Genomic DNA, 19,019 nt, shown 5'->3' on the forward strand with positions numbered 1-19,019 from the left:
AGAGCTGCTCAAAAGCCTATAATTAATTTATAAAAACCTAAATGCTTTAATATATTTTTTAGCTTACACATGAGCATGCGACAGGGATCTTTATAAACATAGCTGGAGGTAAGGCGAAGAAGTTATTAAATAAGCTGGTATAATTTAATACTTCTGCTACCGCCCTGCCTCCATGTAAAGCTCTAAGAAGGCTTAACATTTTTTTTAGCAGCATTCCTTCTTCTTCGCCTTTTATTGCTTTTAGAAGCAGATGGGTTATTAGCTTCCACAGCAACCTTTGTTGATTTGTTGGCCATGCTTCCATGCTGAGGTTGTTGGGTAGCTTTGGATTCAGGTGGCAATTCAACTAGCTTGTTAAGAATATTTTTCTGATTAGGGTTAAGTTTAGTACGGATAAGAGATTGCTGAGCTGCCGTTAGCGTATTAAAAGTCTCAAGCGCACGACGTCTTCTCTTTATCTTCTGATGAATATCTTCCATCGATAAAGTTTTCTCTTGCTCATTGTCTTTTTCTCTCTTGTCTTCCAAAGTCTGCTCTTCTTTTTTAATATCACCTTGAGCAGGAAGCTGTACCTGACTTTCTACATGCTCGTCGTCATTTTTGACTGACTCTAACCTTTGTAAAAGCTCTTCCTCCGCTAACTTTTCTCGTTCAATCCCCATTGAGAGTGATTCTTGTGCGTACATGGTTGAGTTACGTGCAGAATGACTAGGGGTATCCCGCCATTCATCCAAGTTTACCGAGTTACGTGCTGAGCTGCTTATCGATCCTGGCTCGTCACTTAGTTTATTGGCCATTTGATTAAAAGCACTTCCTAATGTTTGTAATAAGAGATCGTTTTCAGCTTCGGAATGCTGTTCATCTTCTTGGGGAGTTACACTTTTTAATTTCATCGCTAAAATAAGGTCTAGCAAATCTTCGACATCCTTGTCCTCTTCTATGTTTGAGGAATTGATGAAGGTATTAGGTGGGAGAGGTGGTGGTGGAGGCACTCCATTACCAGGAATGGCAGGGAGAGGACGAGATTGTGTATCTGTAGATAGCGCAGCTTTTTTAGCAGCAGGCAAAGATTCAACTGCTTGAGAAGATGGTAAAGAGGTAGGGTCAGAAGGTGATTTATTTAGGTCAGCCTGGGATTGCTGCGGACTAGTAAGGTGCAATTTATCATGAATATCTTTGCATGTTTTAGGCGAAACGATACCAGTTATTAAACAACAAATAGGAGAAATAGTTAAAAACATCACAAATTTATAGGCATGCAAAGCAACATTCATCCAACTTTTGGAAAGATTTTCAGAAATGAGGTTACAGCTTTCAAGCTTACTCCAACTTCTTTTTTTCAAAGCAGGTATTTGACCTAATGTAGTGATATAAGTAGCGGCAGCCATTTTGATAATAAGATTAGCTAGTTGTTGGCCTGCAGAGGGCACACAAGATATTGTCGATACAAACACCCAACTTCGCGCAGCTAAACGATATTTACCTGCTTCACTTAAAACAGCTTTATGGAGAGCCCAATTAGCGGGAGAGGCATCTATAGAAAAAAACTTAGATCTAGTAACACTTGTAGCCATATGACACCTTTATGCAAAAATTTGAATACCAACGTGCATATTAATAAATACCCAAATAGTTTACAATTACAACTTTAATAAGCCTGTTTAGAAGTTTATAGAAATAAGAGGTAGAGATACGAGGCGGAAAGTGATTTCCTATTTTTTGACAAATGAGCAAAGTCTTAACAGATAAGCTTGGGTAAATAAAAAGATTACCATAAAGTATTTCCACTATGCAGAGGTATTAACCTATGAATCTTAAGGAACAGCGGGATAGTTTTACTCCCTCATTTCTAAAAGCCAAAATCTAAGCTTTCCTCTTCACTCTCGCTTTCATCTTGTGCTATAGCTAGGCGTAAACTATTTAAGCTACTCGTTAACAATTCCTGGCATGAGGTCTTTTCTAGTTTGTCTTCGTTTGAAGTTTTTTCCTCTTTTCTTAAAGCATCATGAAAGTTCTTACTTGTAAAACTCTTAGAGCTACAAGAGGAGTTATAAGAGCGGTTTTTATTTAAAAATTCACGGTCAAGCTCGGTATAATCAAATTGACCATTCTGATCATCCTCACTCAGCTCCCATTCACTTTCCTCAATAGGAGATTTTTCTTCTCCTGCAGATGAAGCATTCTTCTCCGTAAGCTGCGAAAGCTTGCACCAGAATGCACCACTCATATTTAACAAAAGATCTGACATGCTCACAGATTTATGAGCCACTAAATCTTTCTGGCTTAATTCTGAGTCTGCATCAGCCGAATGAGTCCTCTTTAGAGTTTCTCGGTACGGTACTGATAAACTGGATATAGGACAGCTGCTCTTAGTTATCTGCTTAGCTTGTGCTTGCGCAGGGATCAGGCTAGTGTTTACACTTAGTTTAGCTGAAGCATGAGAAAGACCTGGTTGAATAGGCTTTAGTTTAACTCTAGATAAAATCTGGGGAGTTACCACAAAAGGAGCATTAAGAACTGCCGATTTTGGCTTGAGTGACCTACATTTCTTAAGAGTGAGCCTATTTACTTTTTTTAAACCTTCAAGTTTTAAACCTTCAAGGCCTTTTTGGGACCTAGGCTTAGTAACGGTATTTGCGCACGACCGACTTAAATAGGAATCAACAGAGCTATTATGTTTAGGAGGTAAGAGGCTATTTGCAGAAGAAATATGCATGTTTACAAGGGTATTGAATGCTAAGCGATGGGAAGCTGAGCTTTCAATTAAAATCCTACCTATGAGGGTAAGCTTAAAGCAAAGAATAGCAGCCATACCTGCTAAGATGCGTAGAGCAAGACTCCTGACTTTTACCGAATACCCATCTTTTTGAAAGATTATTTTCTTACCGAACGCTACATTAGCAAAAAAATAAAAAAAATTTCCTATTTTTTCTCTTTTATCCGCCTGATGGGCAGGTCCTTCATAAATATGAAAAGCACGTGAGCCCAATTTGCTTATATTTCTTACTGCCATATTGTGTCCAAAATTTAATCTTACACAATAACACATTTCTTATTTATAATAAAGAACTATTACAGTTAATTAATTAATAAACTAATAAAAAATGTTAATTATATTTTAAATATTACCTTAGAACACTGTAAAGCTTGCTTTAAGCCAAGCTTTCCCTTAAAGAATAAATTCATCATCTATTTGCTGCAAAAGATTATTTTCAATAAGATAGCGAAAAGTAGTAGGACTTAGAGGTTAAGTAAATGGATAAGGTGTACAAAATTTATTTAGGTTGGCTGAAAACGTTTTTTTATCTTTTATTAACTTTCTTATTACTAATAATTTTGATTCCTTCCTCTTCCTTGAATAGTTATGAACTAAGTGAACTAGCTTTGAAGGAAGTGCCTGCCTCTTTTAAGGGCCGGTTCAGGCCTTTAGAGGTAACAGCTCGTTTATGGCTTGAAGAATATTATCATCGACAATCTATCAAGGCACAGCATTATCAGGCTTTTCATAAGGTTGGACCTTCGGCCTTATCTCTTCTTTGGCATCTTCAATTTCAGGCTCATTATAACTGGGATGATATTCCTCTTTTTTGGATCTACTCAGCCCGCTTGAAAGAATTATTAGACCTGCCCGTGAAAGATAATTATTTTACCTATCAACAGCTTCATCAAGCGATTTATGAACGTAAAAAAACTAATCTTGCGTTGATTAAAGAATTAGTCACCTACCATTTCCTTAAAGCTTATTTTGAAGTTCCTAACCCCGCTAATAGAGAAAAAATGGAGTTGAGGCATCTATCTTCTGGGCTGTGGGCTACCTTCAAAAAAGGTCAGGTTTTTATTACCGACCATCCTAAAAATCCTCCTTGGCAATACCTTAAAGCCGGGTTTATGACTTCTGATCCCATTGAGGAACTTACTTCCGACTATGTTAAAAAACATCGTCCTCTTAACGAAGAAATTTTAAGAATTCTACAAGCTGTAAAACAGTTTTCTTATCTAAAAGGCCCCTACGCCGAGGGAGATAATGAATATCAAGCACTTTATCGGCAATTAACAGCAAAAAACTTAGCTCCCTATCAAATCGCAGAATTTCTTGAGCAAGAATATCCTTTAAACCAACGGCTAGCTTATGCGGGCACAATCTTCAAGGTTTTGCCCTCCAAAGATGGTGAATGGTATTCTCTTAATACTCTGACCATGCATCACTACAATGTAGAAAAAAATCTGTTAGAGCCTATTCCCAATTTTACTCTTTATCCAAATGAACAATTTGAGCAGCTACGCGATCTTTACTATAAGCTTATCAAGGATTATAACAATAAAGAATACAAGCAGCAGCTAGCTTATCTACTGATGGATAATTATCCTATCCTAATTGGACAGCCTATTCAAAAGGCTTGGGGAAAATCTCTCACTTACCCTTCTATCAAAAAGTTAAGAATGGAGCATTGGTATTATCAACTACCTTTAATCGAAGCCACTATCGCTCTCTATAGCTTAGCTATTATTCTATTCTCCATTGGACTTAGCCAGAAAAAGCAAAAATTTAATAAAATTGGTTCTTGCTGTACCTTCCTAGCATTTTGCTTAAATACTTTAATTTTAGTTCTTCGATGCCTTATTTTAGAGCGTCCTCCAGTATCTAATATGTTTGAAACGGTGATTTATGTACCATGGATCGCTGTATTAACAAGCCTTGTCCTTGCTAGGAAAATGAAAAATTCCTTCATTATGTTAAGCGCATCTATCGTAGCCTTAGCTTTAATTATTATGATTAAAGTGACAGGCTTAGGAAGCGGCTTAGAAAATGTTCAAGCTGTTTTAGATTCTCACTATTGGTTAATTATTCATGTTTTAATGGTAGTAGGCAGCTACGGAGTTTTTGCCTTAGCAGGCGTTTTAGGACAAATCTACCTTTGTCAATATATAATTCATAAACATGAAACGTCCGAGATGCGTGAATTAGGCCAAACAATTTTGCAAGCGGTCTATGTGGGAGTTATCCTTCTTATTCCCGGCACTCTATTAGGAGGGGTTTGGGCAGCGCAAAGTTGGGGTCGTTTTTGGGATTGGGATCCTAAAGAATCCTGGGCATTTATCTCTAGCTGCATTTATCTTATCTTTATCCATGCCTACACCTTTAAACATATCTATTTCTTTGGATTAGCGATGGGTTCAATATTAGGCTTGCTAGCTATTAGCTTTACATGGTATGGAGTGAACTACATCTTAGGTACAGGATTACATAGCTATGGATTCGGAGCAGGGGGAGAAATTTATTATTATCTGTTTATTTTAGCGGAACTATTTTTTTTAATAGTTGCTGGCTATTTTCATTTAAAAGCCGTACAGGTAAAATCTTTTGAACGGAAATAAAATGATTTGTTAAAATTTTAGCATGCTACATAGAGCCTACACAAATCTCCCAATAATAGGTTAGCTTATAGGAACCCCATGAAACATATTAAAAGTGAAAGATTAAAAAAACTTGAAGTAGAACTTAACGATCTTGAACAATGGCTTAAACTTGGCCTCGTTCCTAAAAAGGATATGGATAAACATAAGGAAGAAATACGCGCTATTCAGACTAAAATTGAAGAAGAAAAAGAAAGACTTAAGTTTCTAAAAGAAAGTGGTGAAGCTGAAGAATATATAGCTCCCAAACGTCCTACAGCCCGAGCAGGCTACACCGAGATGCCAACTATCCCTGACATAGATATGGGAGATACAGGGGCAGGCATAGGCGATACAGCTTTTGACATGGAAACTGATGCCATTGATGTAGAAAGCTCTGTGATTGAGGAAAAGGATGAAACTGAAGATGAAGAGGGAGCTACACGCGACGAAAATGCTGAAGAAGAGGAAGAAGAAGAGGAATCTTATTTTAGTGATCGCAATCGATGGCGCCGTGGAGGGATCATAGACCCTGATGCAGATGAATGGTAGAATTTATAAAGAGCCTCCTCCTTTGTTAAAAATTAAGATGTTTAATCTAAATGCCGTCCCCTAAAGAGCCTATTAGCCTTTATTTTCATGTACCTTTCTGCACACATAAATGTGGCTATTGCCACTTTTATGTGCTACCTAATCGTCAAGATCTGAAAAATATTTTCATGCAAGCTTTGGCTAAGGAATGGTCGTTACGCCTTCCGGATCTTATGGATAAAGAAATTGTTAGTATTTATTTTGGTGGGGGTACGCCTTCTTTATTAGGAGTCGAGTATCTAGGTGAAATTATTGAATGGATCAAACGAGACGTGAACTTTGATCCTTTAACCACTGAGATTACCCTTGAAGCCAATCCAGAAACTATTACTTTTTCTCTTATGCAAGCTTATGCACTAGCCGGTGTCAATCGGGTGAGCATAGGCATACAAACACTCAGTAATACCTTATTAGAAAAGCTAGAAAGACAGCATAGCGCAGAAAAAGCTATCGAAGCAGTTTGGGCATCCTATGAAGCTGGCTTAAAAAATCTTACCATCGATCTCATGTACGACCTTCCTAACCAAACTCTAGCCATTTGGAAAGAAACTCTTTTGCAGGTAAGCAAATTACCCATTAAACACTTATCGCTTTATAATTTAACTATCGAACCTCATACTACCTTTTTCAAATATCGTGATCTTTTACTGAAAACTTTGCCAGATCCTGACTTAAGTTTACAAATGTATGAGCTGGCTCAAGCCATGCTAAACAGCTGCAACTTAAAACAATATGAAATATCAGCTTTTGCTCAAGAGGGCTTTCAGTCTAAGCATAACACAGGCTACTGGGCAGGTCGTCCTTTTTTAGGATTGGGCCCCTCGGCATTTAGCTATTGGAAAGGTAAACGTTTTCGCAACATTGCTCACCTTAATCGTTATGCTTATCTATTGAATAATGGGAATTTCCCTCTTGATTTTGAAGAACAGCTTGATCCTGAGGCAAGCCAAAGAGAGTTATTGGCGATTCGCCTAAGAATGAGAGAAGGAATTGATTTAAAAACTTTTCAACAAGCACATGGTGCACTTAGCCAAGAGACATTACAAAATCTTACCTGCTTAGAAGAGCAAGGATTTATTAATAAAGAATCAAGTAGGATAAGTCTTTCCCAGCAAGGCGTTCTTTTTTATGATACGGTAGCAACCGAGCTTATCTAAACTTCTATAAATTCTACCGACAACTAACTAGAAAGATGGCCGCTTTTTTCTCTAAATTGGGTAAAGGCATCTTTTTCCATCTATGTACAGGCTCCGAAACAACTCCTTGCTCAGGCATAGTCAATTCCCAAGCAGTGCAAAGCCAAGTATCTTCTGCTAACGTATTTAATAAACTTTGAAGCATATGCATATTGCGATAAGGGGCTTCCATAAAAATTTGAGTAGCCTGGTCTGTTCGCGATAAAGCTTCTAATCGTTTAATATCTTTCAAGCGACCTGCTTCATCCGCTTTTAAATAACCGTGAAAAGTAAAGCGTTGTCCTGAAAACCCAGAATGTATAAGGGCCAGGAGAATAGAAGAAGGACCATTAAAGACTTGCACGGCTATACCCGATTGACGTGCACGACGTACCAGCTTAGAGCCAGGATCTGCTACACAAGGCAAGCCTGCATCCGATATCAAACCCCAGCGCTCACCTTTACGAATAGGTTCTAATAAAAAGTCGATATCCTCTTCAGGAGTATGTTCATTATAAATAGCTACCGTCATCTCAGAGAGTGGTTTTTTAGTTTTGAAACGGCTTAGATAACGACGTCCTGCCTTTTCACTTTCACAAATCAGCCCATCAAGAGTAGAGACGACTTTATCTACACTATTGGGCAAGAAAATTTCATGATAACGATGCTCCCCTAAAAGATTAGGTAAAAGTAACAAAGCGGGTTTATTCATAGTTGTTAACCTTAAATGATAAGTTTTGCTATAAGACGCTCGATCAGATAAGAATGATCCGTTGAGCTGTTTTTGGCTGACGTTTCAGCCTCATCTATTAAAATCATCCCCCTGCGAAAACGAGCCATCCCATAATTTCTAGCCAGCTGGACATGTCTTTCCAGAATTTGCCCTTTCATATAGCCAAATTGTTTAGACACTTCTGCCCCACTTCCCCCCTGGGCTAGAATGGTGCATACTTGAAAATCAGTTTGAAATTGGCTACGAATTTGCCTCAGCAAGATGAGCAAAGGTGTGCCCTCTTGAAGCAAAGCTACAGCTATACGTAAAGCAGTAGAGGCATCTCGGCGAAAGAGCGCTTCACCTAGTTGCCAAATCGTTTCCGTATTTACAGGAATGCAAACCGCGTCTACATCTTCTAAGGAGATCTGGCGCTTTTCGCCCACATAACAGACTAATTTTTCTATCTCTTGGCTTATAATTGCCTGTTCGGTACCCATCTGTTTTAAAAGCGCCTGACTAGCAGAAGGGTTGATCTGTTTTCCATAGTGATTAATCGTTTGATCAATCCACTCTTTTAAAGACTTTTCTTTTTCCCATGGTTTTTCTTCCGCTATTTCTAAAATGATCCCTACCCGTTCACTTTTCTTATAAAAATTCGTAGAGGCATTCAAGGAGGTTGCTGTTAAAACAAGGTAGACATTTTTATTAGGATTTTCGTAATAAGCCAGCAGCTTTTCTGTTGCCGCTTTTAAAAGGCTTTCAGCATGGTGGATCACCACTACCCTTTTAGAAACAAAAGAGCCTAAAGAATGTAATTCAGCCATAACCTTGCTTATGTCGACTTTTTCATCGCTGTAAATGCAAAGAGCCATTGGATTGGAGATCTGCTCTCCTAAAAGATGAGAAATAAGCCTTTCATAAGCTATTTTTCTGTTAAACTCATCTTTACAAATAATCGTATAAACAGGTGCAAAGTGTACTGGCGCCGCGCTCTCTAGATGTTTTTCAAAAGCTTTTAAATGACTATATTTCATAAGAAAATTATTATAAAGAACTCGCCAGAAGAAGTCTACAAAGAGATGCCCATGGGAGTATGCAAGATATAAAAAGCAAGCTTGCCACCTTTAGCTTAACAAAATTGATTAGCTCTAATGGAAATAAACTTGTTAAGTAATTTTTAACTTCCCAGCTAAAAAAGCTGCAAACTTGCTCCTAATTTACAATTATTCAAATTTAGCTTCAGTCAAGATAGCTTCCCATGTTTTACGTGCATGCTCCAAATCTTCTGTATGGATTGTGCTGTAGCGAAGAACTGCAATTTCATTGCCTTTTTTAATGATGCGAATCCACTCATGTTGAGTATTATCAGGAGAATTTCCATTAATCCACCATTCACCTAAAAGACTATTTATTTTTTGCACACTCACTTTAGATTCTACTTTTGCATTCGCATAACGTTTTTGTAGCTGCGTGATGAACTGAGAAAAATATTCGGCAGGGGTAATATTGATATCAGTCATTTCAGTAACAGAAAATAGCTCGGTTGCATTTTCTGGCTGCTCATTTTCTAGAATGTATTGTGTAATTTTCATTTGCTCTTGAGTATCCTCAGTCGCTAATTTCCATAGGCGTCCATCAGCTTTCAGGGAATATTGAATCTTTTCCTTACTTCTTTCTGTTTCTTTCGCTTGGGTGCCTGTATGGTGAGATTCTACTCTCGGCTCCTTCTTGCAAGCGATAAGGGAAAGCGCTAAAGTTAAAGGGAGCCATACAACTGTTACATATCTCATCATTTTCATTGGAATATCTCCTAGTATTAAGTAAAATTAGACTCTAATGATATATCCAAACTTAAGAATATATGCAATCACCATCCTTATCATGTAGCCCTATCGGTTATTTTTACACTTTAGAAAAGGAACGCTACTCCTTACCCAAGCAAGCAGGCCTATTTAAAAATAATAAAGGAAAAATAATCTTAAACCGGCATCAAAATTTTGAACAGGCTTTGCACGATTTAGAGGGCTTTAATAAGATATGGGTCATTTTCTGGTTTCATCGTAATCACCATTGGAAGCCAAAAGTTTTAACGCCCCACGGCCCTCCTAAGCGTGGGCTTTTTGCTACTCGCTCTCCTCATCGGCCTAATCCTCTAGGGTTAAGCTGCTTGGAAATTACGGGTGTAAGCCAACTTGAGATAGATGTCATTAACCATGATTTGCTAGATGGCACGCCTATTTTTGACATCAAACCTTATATTGAATATGTAGATGCTTAGACAGATACCCAACAAGGGTGGCTAGAGTCTTGCAAGAAGAGAAGCTCTTATCCAATTATCTGGGAGGAAGAAGCCCTTGCACAAGTAAGCTACCTCAACAACCTCTGCAGCTTTAACTTTCAAGAGGAAATTAATTTTAGATTGGCAACCCATCCCTACCCCTCCTCAAATAATCGTATTCATCGCTGTAAAGATAATGATTATCTACTCGCTTATAAAGCATGGAGGTTCTTTTTTAAAATCATCTTACCTTCTATCCACGTTATAAAAATTAGTACAGGCTATGATAGGGAAACGATCAAGGGAGAGAAGAAATCTGTCTGGAATGATGTAGATATCCATCGAGAATTTCTAAAAAAATTTAATTTAAGTGGACTTTAATTTCTTTTTACTTGGAGCTTAATTCTTAATCCCTTAACATCTGGATGGAAAATGGTTGAGTAAGAAGTATGGCAGTATTAGAATTTAAGCAAGAAACGCATTTATTCCCTTCAAAAGGGCATCGGAAGCGCTCTACAGAGCCTTCTTCTGCCACCTTGCCATCCTTTGAGGAAACCTATAAAACTTCTTATAGCCATGGCCTAGAAAATATTTATGCTTTAGAAAATGTTGATATCAAGTCCATAAGACGTATAGAAACGCTTTCTCCAAAAGCCCCTCCTCCCTTAAAAAGCAAAAAAGAATTGTTCACATATGAGGAAGATGAATTAGACCTAGGAGAGGAGTTTAGAGGCTGGATACCCTCTTTCACCACAAAAGTTCCCATCCAAGTTTTAGAATTATCTAAATATATTGAAAAAGCTCTTCTAGAAAACGGCAAAAAAACTATCGGGGATCTAACGAAAGCTTCTATAGAGGACTTTGTTTTTTTACGTGGAATAGGTCAAGGACATCTTGAAGAAATTAATCGAAAGTTAAACAGTTATCTAGAAAGTCGCTCGCTTGGCAAATGCAAAAAAGTAGATTTTTTAGTTTGGCTGCAAAGCTTGGTCGCTACGCAAGAACGAAAAAAAGCTTATGCACTTTTAGAACCCTACAATCTCACGGAGCTTTTTGTCCTCTCCCCTAGCGAAAAAGTAGAATTGCGTCAATTGAGTTTAGAAAAAAAGCAAGAGTGGATCCAAGAAGTGGTAAATAAAATGGCTACTCCTCTGCAAAAGCAGAGAGTCCTCGAGAATATGCAGCTGGTTTTTAATGTATTTTTTAAACCCTGGATTCGCCGCCGTGGGGGCATAGCCACTCGCCATGAACTTATCGAGCGCATGCAACGTATCAGCGCCAACAAAGCGATGGGTATAAGCGTAGTTAACTTTCTGCAAACCCACTTTTTTGATCGTAAAGATTGTATTTCTTTATTTTTACAAGAAATTGAGGAAGAAATCTATGCTTGCGATAACCACAGCATTCAGGAATATAAGGAAATAATATCTAAGGCTTTCTCTTATTTTTATAAGCCCTCTATTCACTATCGATTACCCGAGCTAATTACCTTGGTAGAAAAAGAATTGGCAAAAACGTGGATAGGATACCAAGAGGGTTACGTGGAAAAGATTATACGCTTATCTCCCACTTTTTGTATTATTAGAGGCTCCTCGGGACAGTTGGAAGTTCATTGCCAAAAATTTTCTCTATAAAAAGATTATCTTAAAATTATTGACAGAAGCTTTTTACTTAATATCTTTAAAAAGTTTTTCCTTTTATCCCTCCTGGTTTGCCTTTTCTTCTTATGTTTTATTGCTGAAATTTACCTACACATAAATTCAACATAACAACTATTCCTTTAAATGCTTAAGCGCCTTTCAAAAGGTCCCCTCTAGCAATAAAAATGATTATTATGCCTTGATGAGAAAGAAAGTGGTTAAAGAATTTACCAGGGACAAACAATCGACCGAATGGACATCTCGGAAAGCAGCTAATCATAATAGTGATTATTTATGCTTGTTGATTTTTCAAGCTGCATAGGTATAAGATTAGTTAAAAGAAAAACAGATTTTTATATAAGCTAATAGGCTTTTGAGCGGCTCTTTATACAATCAACTGCTATATAAAAGCCTCTTCTTAAATAGAGAGATAGCTTTCAGAGGTTGTGTATGCAGGCCCAGTTTTTTTAAGCGCATAATTTATTGCTTAAAACAAAACTTTTACTTAAGATTTTTGCTAAAATTAGAGCAATCATTCATGCATTTAACATTATTATGTTTAGCTTCCATCCCTAAGAGAAAGGATTATTTATGGCTCTAACATACGAGCAAGTTGAAATCAGTGGCAATGAAGAGAATTTGTGCTACAAAAAGCATGCTTATTCTCTCCAACCAACAGTAATTACCAATTGGAAGGGTAAAGAGGTTCGCCTAGCCATTTTAAAAGATAAAAGCAAAGCATTTAATCCACTTAAACGCTTGATTTGCTTAATCTATGGTGTGCTGCTAAAAGTATGTTTTCAAAATATTGCTGCTCGTGTTTGGCTTGAGAAAGGCCTTAAAGGAAAAAACGTGATTGTCGTTATTTCTCCTGCAAATAGTTTACTCTCTGGTAATAAAATTTCGATAAAGGGCAAAAATGTTTTAAATCCCAAAAATTTAGTCCTTCCCCTTTCCCCTAAAGAAAATGCTAGGCTACAGGTCCAGGGTTTAAAGAAAAACCCACCCATCAGGTATCCAGTATCACCTACCTCCAAAAACATTTTAAGATCCCCTAAGAACCTTAAAGAAAAGATAAATATTAATGATCTTCTTAAATTTTCTACCTATGTTTCTAGAAAATCTTTTGAGGAGCTGGATTTTGAAACATTTGAAAGAATGGAAGTGGAAATAGAAAGAATAAGTAGAATACAGGCTAGCCTATCTCCTGAAAACCCTTTAGCAGTCCAACTGGCAGATGCATTAAGTAAGTTAAGCAGCCAGAATAAAGTTGTGGAGCTTATTTTCGAATTTACCAGCCTTGAGCATCAGCTTTCTAGTTTAGCTTTAAATAATAAATTTGAAGAAATGAACTCTTCCATATTAAAAACTAAAGAGAATGTCTACACTAATAAAATGGAAGGGAAGCAAAACCTTATTCTGGCTAGATTTCAGCATTATTTATATCATAAAGGCATCCCTTCTGAAAAGCTTAAAGATAAAAACTTTTTAAAAACCGAACTACAAGCTTACCGTAAAGAGATTTTTTCTACTAATCAAGCCTTGCATAGCAAAATGAAAGGAAAGAAAATTCAATGGATAACAAGCTCTCGATCTGCCGCTCTACCTTTAATGCAAAGGATCGCCCAAGTAGCTGATAAAACGGGAAAGCAGATTTTTAAAGCACCCACCTTAGTCTCCACTAGTATTCTACTACATTATAAACTTGCTCCTCTCACAGGCGAGCTTGGGTTAGGAATATCTCCGGTAGCAGTGAATAAGGAAAATTTATCAGGAATGGCTATGAATGGCTTTGAAACCTGCTGGGCTTACGCGCAAAAATCCCGCTCTTTATTTGATACCCAAAAAGAAATAGAGAAAATTCTGAATTTTGATCCTATGCTTGGATTAAGTACCAATCGTTTAAAAATAGCTGTATTAAGATTAATATTGATGAACCAGCATCCTACTCGATGGCCTAGGTTAAAGCACCATATTCGAACAAAAATTTTAGCAAAAGCTTTACAAGCAGAAACTATCTTCCAAAAATCCCCTTTAGAAGAAGGATGGGAAGCAAAAGGAAAATTAATTGGGAGTCCTTTCCCAAAACGTGGCAGAAAAATTAATGAGAAAGAAATCTTAACCAAAGGACAAATTGTAGTAATTCCTCGATCTTCTGGGGAGAGAAAACTAGGAATGGTTTGCGAGGTCACAGCTCAAGAAGATAGCTACAATTATACCATCTTAGTCGAAATAGAAGGTGGGGGAAAAAGAATCTATAAACCCAGAAAAATAAGGATCCCTAAGGAAGAAGATTTAATAGAAATCTTTAAAGGATTGCCTAAACTAAATAGCATTCAAACAATAACTTTAAAGAACTTGTTAAGAAGCCAAGTACAAGAAATACGAAAGATTCTTAAACTGTTTAATCAAGTAAAACCTTTAGAGTTATCCCCTAGTCAGGCATCACTAATTAAAAATTCATTTCCTCTAATATGGGCTTCCAGCACGATTGACTCCAAAAATTATCAGCTAGATGTTAAAGGAGAAAGCCTAGTTACTGGTCATGCTGAACTTGGCAAAGATATACAATTTGCGTTTACAGATGAGAAACATGTCGATGTATTAAAGCAGGCTGTAGAGCCTTATGGTGTTACCGTTCTTACTGTACAAGAAGGGCGATACTTAGTTGAATAGGTAAAACTAGAGAAGCTCTATTACGCCCTGCTGAGGTAAAGATTACCGAGGGAGAAGGATCGCACATACGATTTGTATTAAATGGCATACGGGCTACTTTCCACCGTCCTTATCCTAAAAAAGAGACTGATAAAAGCGCTCTAGTTTCGATGCGGCGTTTCTTAGAAAATGCAGGAGTAAAACCATGATGAAATATAAAGGATATACGAGCCATGTCGTGTATGATGATGAAGCCAAAATTTTTCACGGAGAAGTTCTGGGAATAAGAGACGTCATTACATTTCAGGGAAAAACAGTTGATGAACTAGAGCAGGCTTTCAAAGACTCTGTGCAGGATTATCTTGCTTTTTGTGCAAAAAGAAAAGAAGAACCTGAGAAGCATTTCTCCGGAAATTTTAATTTACACCCCTCACCAGAAACATGCAAAGCTTAGCGTCCAAGCTAAATTAAATCATATGAGCTTAAACAGCTATATTAGCACGGTCTTAAAAACATCTTTATAAGATTCAATAATCAAGTAATGGAAATGCTTCCCAGTCCTCGCTCATTTTCTTTTTCATAATTTTTAGCCCTCTCATTAGCAAGCTTCTCGGGTCAAGTTCAACTCTTTTTAACTTTATCCCAAGCTTGATTATAAAGTTCGCCATCTTTACCTAAATATCTCAGTACCTCGGATTTATCTAATATTGCTTGAGGAGGAAAAAGAGAGGGGTTTTCCTGCAGTTCTTTAGGTAAAAGAGCATAAGCAGCTTGGTTGGGTGAAGGAAAACAGGTGAATTGCATATTTTCTGCAGCTACCGCTCCTTCCAATAAGAAATTAATAAAAGCATGTGCTAGGCTAGGATTAGGAGCGTGTTGCGGAACAACAGCATAATCAAGTGAAATAATAGAGCCTTCTTGAGGGATAAAGAATCCTACGTGGCTATTTTCCCTCATGACTTGGAGCATATCACCATTGTATCCTTGCGCCACAATATATTCAGCACTAGCGATTCCATGTTTATTCTGTTCACTCTCAAATTTAGCTAAATTTTTCTTCCATACAAGCAGCTGATCAACCGCTTGATTAATCTCTGCTTTATTAATACTGTTGGCGCTAAAGCCTAAATATTTTAGGGCTGCTCCTATGGTTTCCCGCATATCATTAAGCATCGTCATGCGTCCACGCATATCTAATCGGCCAAATATTCCCCAACTTTGATCTTCCACTTTAATTTTATCTTTGCGATAAGCAATCCCACTGTAGCTCATCGCAAAAGGTACTCCATAGATGACACTGCCCCCCTCAAACTTTTCAGGCGTATAATGAGGGGTAAGATTTTTTAAATAGGAAAGTGAGGTGATAGGGATAGGATTCAACATTTTTTGCTGCAGCATCAGCTCATAGGTATAGCCACTAGGAAAGATCACATCATAACCTGTAACGCCTAACTTTAATCTGGCGTACATGGACTCATTGCTATCAAAAGTATCGTATACTACCCGGCAATTATGCTCCCGCTCAAATTTTTCAATAAGCTCAGGTTTAATGTAATCCGCCCAAATATACAAATGCAGTTCATTCTCAGGGGTGCTGCAAGTGGTAACAAGGATGGCTAAATAGACAAAAGCGATCATAAAAAACAGCCACTTTCTCATACTACTCCTCTGACAAATGTTGTGTCAGCCAAATAATTATAAAAGTAAAGATCAGTAAAATTACCGATAATGCATTAATCACAGGGGTGGATCCATATTTTATCATACTATAGATGTAGATAGGTAGAGTGGTTGTCCCTTGGCCTACCACAAAGAAAGTAATGACAAAATCATCTATAGAAAGGGTAAAAGCTAACATGGCGCCTGCCGCAATGCCTGGAGCAAGCAAAGGAATAAGAACTTTGCGAAGTACCGTCCAACTGCTAGCTCCTAGATCTTGGGCTGCTTCAATAATGGAAAAGTCAAAATTTTGCAGGCGAGCTAATATCACCATCGTCACATAACTAAGACAAAAGGTTGTATGCGTGATAAATACCGTAAACAAGCCTAGTTTAATATTTAAAGCCATAAACAATAATAGCAAGCTCATCCCAGTCAAAATATCTGGGATAACTAAAGGCACATAGACTAAACCATAGTGGGCTTTTTGAAAACGCGTTTTATAGCGATAAAGGGCTAGAGCCGCTGTCGTCCCTAAGATTGAAGAGGCAAAAGTAGCGCTTAAGGCTACAATTAACGAGTTGCGAAAAGATTGCCACAAGGCTCGCTCGCGTAAAAGACGTTCATACCATTTCCAGGTAAATCCCGCCCATTCTCCCCCAAAACGCGAATCATTAAAAGAATTAATAAAAAGCACAATAATGGGAAGATAAAGAAAAATCAGAACGATAATAGTAATGATAAAAGGGAACCGGCTTTTTTTCATTCTTTTGCTCGCCCTTCAAAGCTTAATTTCTTCGCTTTACTTTGTATAAGGGTAAAAATACTCATGGGCAGTAAGATAATGATAGAGAGTAACGCCGATAAGCCACTTGCTAAAGGTAGATTGCGATCTATAAAAGTACGTTGAGCGATCTTATTACCTATCATTTCACTTTGCGTCCCTCCTACAAGATCAGGAATCACATAAGCGCCAATAGCAGGAATAAATACCATTAATGTAGCTGTTCCCAAGCCTTTTCGAATAGAGGGCAGAAAAACCTTTACGAAAGCATAGAGCCTAGTAGAACCTAAATCTGCTGCAGCTTCCAGCAATTGAAAATTAAATTTTGAAGCTGAAGCATAGATGGGTAAGACAGCAAACGGCAGATAGGTATAGACCATCACTAATAGCACCGTCCCGGAATTATAAAGAAGAGATACGGAAGGATCTGCAAGATGTAATTGCACTAAAAAATTTTTAAAAAAGCCTTCAGGATGCAATAAAGCTTTCCAGGCAAAAATACGTACGAGAAAGCTGCTCCAAAAAGGAACAATGATTAGTAATAGAATAAGCTGGCGTGTTCTTGTAGAAGCACGAGCAAGCTGATAGCCAACCGGTAGCGCACAAGCAAGGCAAAAAACTGTGGTTAGCACACTCAGCCAAACAGTTCGCCATATTAATAATAAATAGCTAGCATCCAGCAAAGTATAAATATTCTCTAAGGTCCACCCTTGCCCTATGCCTCCAAAAGGATCACTAGGCTTAAAGGCAAAAGTAAAGATTACAAGCGTAGGAATAAAAAAGAAAATAATGAGCCATATAAAAGAGGGTATGGTTAGAGCAAGCTCTTCTAGCTTAGCCTTCTTCATCTTATTCGCCCTGCTTTTCAATGGAAACTTGGGGATTGTATCTCTCTAAAATAAAGCCATCATCTGCATGCCACCATATCCACACTTTATCATTCCAACGAATAGGATGCTCATCAAGTAAAAAGCGGCGGTGTTGCTGAGTAACAGCAATGCGATGACCTTCAACTCTTACCCAAAAGTTTGTGTGCGCTCCCTTATATACCACGTCTTCAACCACTCCGGGTACCTGATTGTGACGAGGATGATGAGGAGGCTGTTCGCGGGAAATATGCATTTTCTCCGGGCGCACACTCAGATGGACAAGATCTCCCACATTAAGCTGTTTGTCATTAAAGCAAAGAACATTGGGAAAATTATCTAACGTTAAAAGACTATAGTCATGCGAAACTTTTTCAGCTACATGGCCGTCCAAAAAATTAGTATCGCCAATAAAAGCTGCCACAAAGCTGCTTTTAGGAGCTTCATAGAGTTCAATAGGAGTTCCTATTTGCTCAAGGCTACCTTGCCGCAAAACAGCAATACGATCGCTTACGGCCATCGCTTCAGTCTGATCATGGGTAATAAATAAAAAGGTAATACCTACCTCATCATGAATCAAATCTAATTCGAGTAGCATTTTTTGACGCAACTTAAGATCTAATGCTGCCAGAGGTTCGTCTAGCAATAAGACGCGTGGTTTATTAATTAAAGCTCTTGCTATAGCTACCCGTTGCTTTTGACCTCCACTAATCTGGTCAGGCATCTTATAGGCTAATTCTTTAAGCTGAATCAAATGCAGCATGCGGTCTACCTCAAAATCGATTTCCTTTTGAGACTTTTTAGCGACACGTAGACCAAAAGCAATATTTTCCCAAATATTAAGATGAGGGAAAAGCGCATAATTTTGAAAGACAGTATTAACAGGACGTTGATGAGGAGGAATATGGGTAATATCTTGCCCATCTAAAAGAATCTTTCCTTGGGTTGGACGCTCAAAACCTGCTACAATACGCAGCAAAGAAGTTTTACCACAGCCACTAGGACCTAAGAGAGAGAAAAACTCTCCTTTCTTGATTGAAAAAGTAACATCTTGAAGGGCTTTTACATTACCAAATTCTTTGGATATACCTATAAACTCTAAGGAATCTGTCATTAACAAGCCTTATCTTAATTAAATGTTCTTTTTACCCAGCAGGTAGCATGATAGCAAAGACTAGGCAATACATCAAGAAATTACACAGGAAATTAATCAGAAGACTTGGATAAAAAATAAAGAGGAATCGGCAATCATTCAAATTAAC

The 19,019-nt window shown here is 37.8% G+C and carries 17 protein-coding genes and 1 pseudogene; 9 read left to right on the forward strand and 9 right to left on the reverse strand.

Features of this window, described 5'->3' with window-relative positions; all coding sequences use genetic code 11:
• Nucleotides 1–182 precede the first annotated feature (182 nt).
• Nucleotides 183–1,574, reverse strand: coding sequence for a hypothetical protein (locus TY21_RS04710; protein WP_042243879.1), 1,392 nt, complete (start codon nucleotides 1,572–1,574; stop codon nucleotides 183–185).
• A 275-nt stretch (nucleotides 1,575–1,849) separates the two neighbouring features.
• Nucleotides 1,850–3,013 carry a hypothetical protein gene (locus TY21_RS04715; RefSeq protein WP_042243877.1) on the reverse strand — a complete coding sequence of 388 codons (1,164 nt, stop codon included), beginning with the start codon at nucleotides 3,011–3,013 and terminating at the stop codon, nucleotides 1,850–1,852.
• Between the two features lie 242 nt (nucleotides 3,014–3,255).
• Here TY21_RS04715 and TY21_RS04720 point away from each other — a divergent pair, with 242 nt between their 5' ends.
• The 3 genes from TY21_RS04720 to hemW all read left to right on the forward strand — a co-directional run bounded on the left by TY21_RS04720 (nucleotide 3,256) and on the right by hemW (nucleotide 7,142).
• A complete protein-coding gene (locus tag TY21_RS04720; protein WP_052354653.1) occupies nucleotides 3,256–5,376 on the forward strand; it encodes a cytochrome c biogenesis protein in 2,121 nt (706 codons plus the stop codon).
• A gap of 87 nt (nucleotides 5,377–5,463) precedes the next feature.
• Nucleotides 5,464–5,946, forward strand: coding sequence for a hypothetical protein (locus TY21_RS04725; protein WP_039384409.1), 483 nt, complete (start codon nucleotides 5,464–5,466; stop codon nucleotides 5,944–5,946).
• A 50-nt stretch (nucleotides 5,947–5,996) separates the two neighbouring features.
• Nucleotides 5,997–7,142 (forward strand): radical SAM family heme chaperone HemW, encoded by a 1,146-nt coding sequence (hemW, locus tag TY21_RS04730; protein ID WP_042243875.1) that lies wholly within the window; start codon nucleotides 5,997–5,999, stop codon nucleotides 7,140–7,142.
• 13 nt (nucleotides 7,143–7,155) lie between these two features.
• Here hemW and TY21_RS04735 read toward each other — a convergent pair whose 3' ends face one another.
• The 3 genes from TY21_RS04735 to TY21_RS04745 all read right to left on the reverse strand — a co-directional run bounded on the left by TY21_RS04735 (nucleotide 7,156) and on the right by TY21_RS04745 (nucleotide 9,668).
• A complete protein-coding gene (locus TY21_RS04735; RefSeq protein ID WP_042243873.1) occupies nucleotides 7,156–7,872 on the reverse strand; it encodes an SAM-dependent methyltransferase in 717 nt (238 codons plus the stop codon).
• An 11-nt stretch (nucleotides 7,873–7,883) separates the two neighbouring features.
• Entirely contained in the window at nucleotides 7,884–8,909 is a 1,026-nt protein-coding gene (holA, locus tag TY21_RS04740; RefSeq protein ID WP_042243870.1) for a DNA polymerase III subunit delta, read from the reverse strand.
• Nucleotides 8,910–9,098: 189 nt separating this feature from the next.
• Nucleotides 9,099–9,668, reverse strand: coding sequence for a hypothetical protein (locus tag TY21_RS04745; RefSeq protein WP_130589542.1), 570 nt, complete (start codon nucleotides 9,666–9,668; stop codon nucleotides 9,099–9,101).
• A gap of 68 nt (nucleotides 9,669–9,736) precedes the next feature.
• On the opposite strand from TY21_RS04745, the gene tsaA reads away from it, so the two are divergent.
• From tsaA to TY21_RS04775, 6 genes and pseudogenes are all read left to right on the forward strand, one after another.
• A complete protein-coding gene (gene tsaA / locus TY21_RS04750) occupies nucleotides 9,737–10,153 on the forward strand; it encodes a tRNA (N6-threonylcarbamoyladenosine(37)-N6)-methyltransferase TrmO (RefSeq protein WP_042243894.1) in 417 nt (138 codons plus the stop codon).
• A gap of 141 nt (nucleotides 10,154–10,294) precedes the next feature.
• Complete coding sequence (locus tag TY21_RS04755; RefSeq protein WP_130589543.1) at nucleotides 10,295–10,534, forward strand: hypothetical protein; 240 nt, start codon at nucleotides 10,295–10,297, stop codon at nucleotides 10,532–10,534.
• 68 nt (nucleotides 10,535–10,602) lie between these two features.
• Complete coding sequence (locus TY21_RS04760) at nucleotides 10,603–11,787, forward strand: DNA-directed RNA polymerase subunit alpha C-terminal domain-containing protein (RefSeq protein ID WP_052354652.1); 1,185 nt, start codon at nucleotides 10,603–10,605, stop codon at nucleotides 11,785–11,787.
• Between the two features lie 597 nt (nucleotides 11,788–12,384).
• Complete coding sequence (locus TY21_RS04765) at nucleotides 12,385–14,469, forward strand: hypothetical protein (protein WP_042243867.1); 2,085 nt, start codon at nucleotides 12,385–12,387, stop codon at nucleotides 14,467–14,469.
• Nucleotides 14,466–14,657 (forward strand): type II toxin-antitoxin system HicA family toxin, encoded by a 192-nt coding sequence (locus TY21_RS11845; RefSeq protein ID WP_130589712.1) that lies wholly within the window; start codon nucleotides 14,466–14,468, stop codon nucleotides 14,655–14,657. Before TY21_RS04765 ends, TY21_RS11845 begins: the two co-directional genes overlap by 4 nt.
• A pseudogene (locus tag TY21_RS04775) lies at nucleotides 14,657–14,972 on the forward strand (type II toxin-antitoxin system HicB family antitoxin). Before TY21_RS11845 ends, TY21_RS04775 begins: the two are co-directional and overlap by 1 nt.
• Nucleotides 14,973–15,069: 97 nt before the next feature.
• On the opposite strand, the gene TY21_RS04780 reads toward TY21_RS04775, so the two are convergent.
• Genes TY21_RS04780 through TY21_RS04795 form a run of 4 tightly spaced genes read right to left on the reverse strand, consistent with a single transcriptional unit; the run spans nucleotide 15,070 to nucleotide 18,871 of the window.
• The gene (locus TY21_RS04780; protein WP_042243866.1) at nucleotides 15,070–16,107 is read right to left on the reverse strand and encodes a PotD/PotF family extracellular solute-binding protein; all 1,038 of its coding nucleotides are present in this window, start codon (nucleotides 16,105–16,107) and stop codon (nucleotides 15,070–15,072) included.
• Nucleotide 16,108: 1 nt separating this feature from the next.
• Nucleotides 16,109–16,873 carry an ABC transporter permease gene (locus tag TY21_RS04785; RefSeq protein ID WP_042243865.1) on the reverse strand — a complete coding sequence of 255 codons (765 nt, stop codon included), beginning with the start codon at nucleotides 16,871–16,873 and terminating at the stop codon, nucleotides 16,109–16,111.
• Nucleotides 16,870–17,739 (reverse strand): ABC transporter permease, encoded by an 870-nt coding sequence (locus TY21_RS04790; RefSeq protein ID WP_042243864.1) that lies wholly within the window; start codon nucleotides 17,737–17,739, stop codon nucleotides 16,870–16,872. The genes TY21_RS04785 and TY21_RS04790 overlap by 4 nt, the downstream gene beginning before the upstream one ends.
• A gap of 1 nt (nucleotide 17,740) precedes the next feature.
• On the reverse strand, nucleotides 17,741–18,871 hold the full coding sequence (locus tag TY21_RS04795; protein WP_042243863.1) for an ABC transporter ATP-binding protein: 1,131 nt from the start codon (nucleotides 18,869–18,871) through the stop codon (nucleotides 17,741–17,743).
• Between the last annotated feature and the right edge of the window lie 148 nt (nucleotides 18,872–19,019).

It is taken from the genome of Neochlamydia sp. S13, assembly GCF_000648235.2.
GTDB lineage: Bacteria > Chlamydiota > Chlamydiia > Chlamydiales > Parachlamydiaceae > Neochlamydia.

What these genes read in the sequence shown, in the direction of transcription:
- TY21_RS04760 (WP_052354652.1), top strand. Translation starts at nt 10,603, where the DNA reads ATGGCAGTATTAGAATTTAAGCAAGAAACGCATTTATTCCCTTCAAAA.
- TY21_RS04720 (WP_052354653.1), top strand. Translation starts at nt 3,256, where the DNA reads ATGGATAAGGTGTACAAAATTTATTTAGGTTGGCTGAAAACGTTTTTT.
- TY21_RS04715 (WP_042243877.1), bottom strand. Translation starts at nt 3,013, where the DNA reads ATGGCAGTAAGAAATATAAGCAAATTGGGCTCACGTGCTTTTCATATT.
- tsaA (WP_042243894.1), top strand. Translation starts at nt 9,737, where the DNA reads ATGCAATCACCATCCTTATCATGTAGCCCTATCGGTTATTTTTACACT.
- TY21_RS04765 (WP_042243867.1), top strand. Translation starts at nt 12,385, where the DNA reads ATGGCTCTAACATACGAGCAAGTTGAAATCAGTGGCAATGAAGAGAAT.
- TY21_RS04795 (WP_042243863.1), bottom strand. Translation starts at nt 18,871, where the DNA reads ATGACAGATTCCTTAGAGTTTATAGGTATATCCAAAGAATTTGGTAAT.
- TY21_RS04785 (WP_042243865.1), bottom strand. Translation starts at nt 16,873, where the DNA reads ATGAAAAAAAGCCGGTTCCCTTTTATCATTACTATTATCGTTCTGATT.
- TY21_RS04790 (WP_042243864.1), bottom strand. Translation starts at nt 17,739, where the DNA reads ATGAAGAAGGCTAAGCTAGAAGAGCTTGCTCTAACCATACCCTCTTTT.
- TY21_RS04780 (WP_042243866.1), bottom strand. Translation starts at nt 16,107, where the DNA reads ATGAGAAAGTGGCTGTTTTTTATGATCGCTTTTGTCTATTTAGCCATC.
- holA (WP_042243870.1), bottom strand. Translation starts at nt 8,909, where the DNA reads ATGAAATATAGTCATTTAAAAGCTTTTGAAAAACATCTAGAGAGCGCG.
- hemW (WP_042243875.1), top strand. Translation starts at nt 5,997, where the DNA reads ATGCCGTCCCCTAAAGAGCCTATTAGCCTTTATTTTCATGTACCTTTC.
- TY21_RS04745 (WP_130589542.1), bottom strand. Translation starts at nt 9,668, where the DNA reads ATGATGAGATATGTAACAGTTGTATGGCTCCCTTTAACTTTAGCGCTT.
- TY21_RS04735 (WP_042243873.1), bottom strand. Translation starts at nt 7,872, where the DNA reads ATGAATAAACCCGCTTTGTTACTTTTACCTAATCTTTTAGGGGAGCAT.
- TY21_RS04710 (WP_042243879.1), bottom strand. Translation starts at nt 1,574, where the DNA reads ATGGCTACAAGTGTTACTAGATCTAAGTTTTTTTCTATAGATGCCTCT.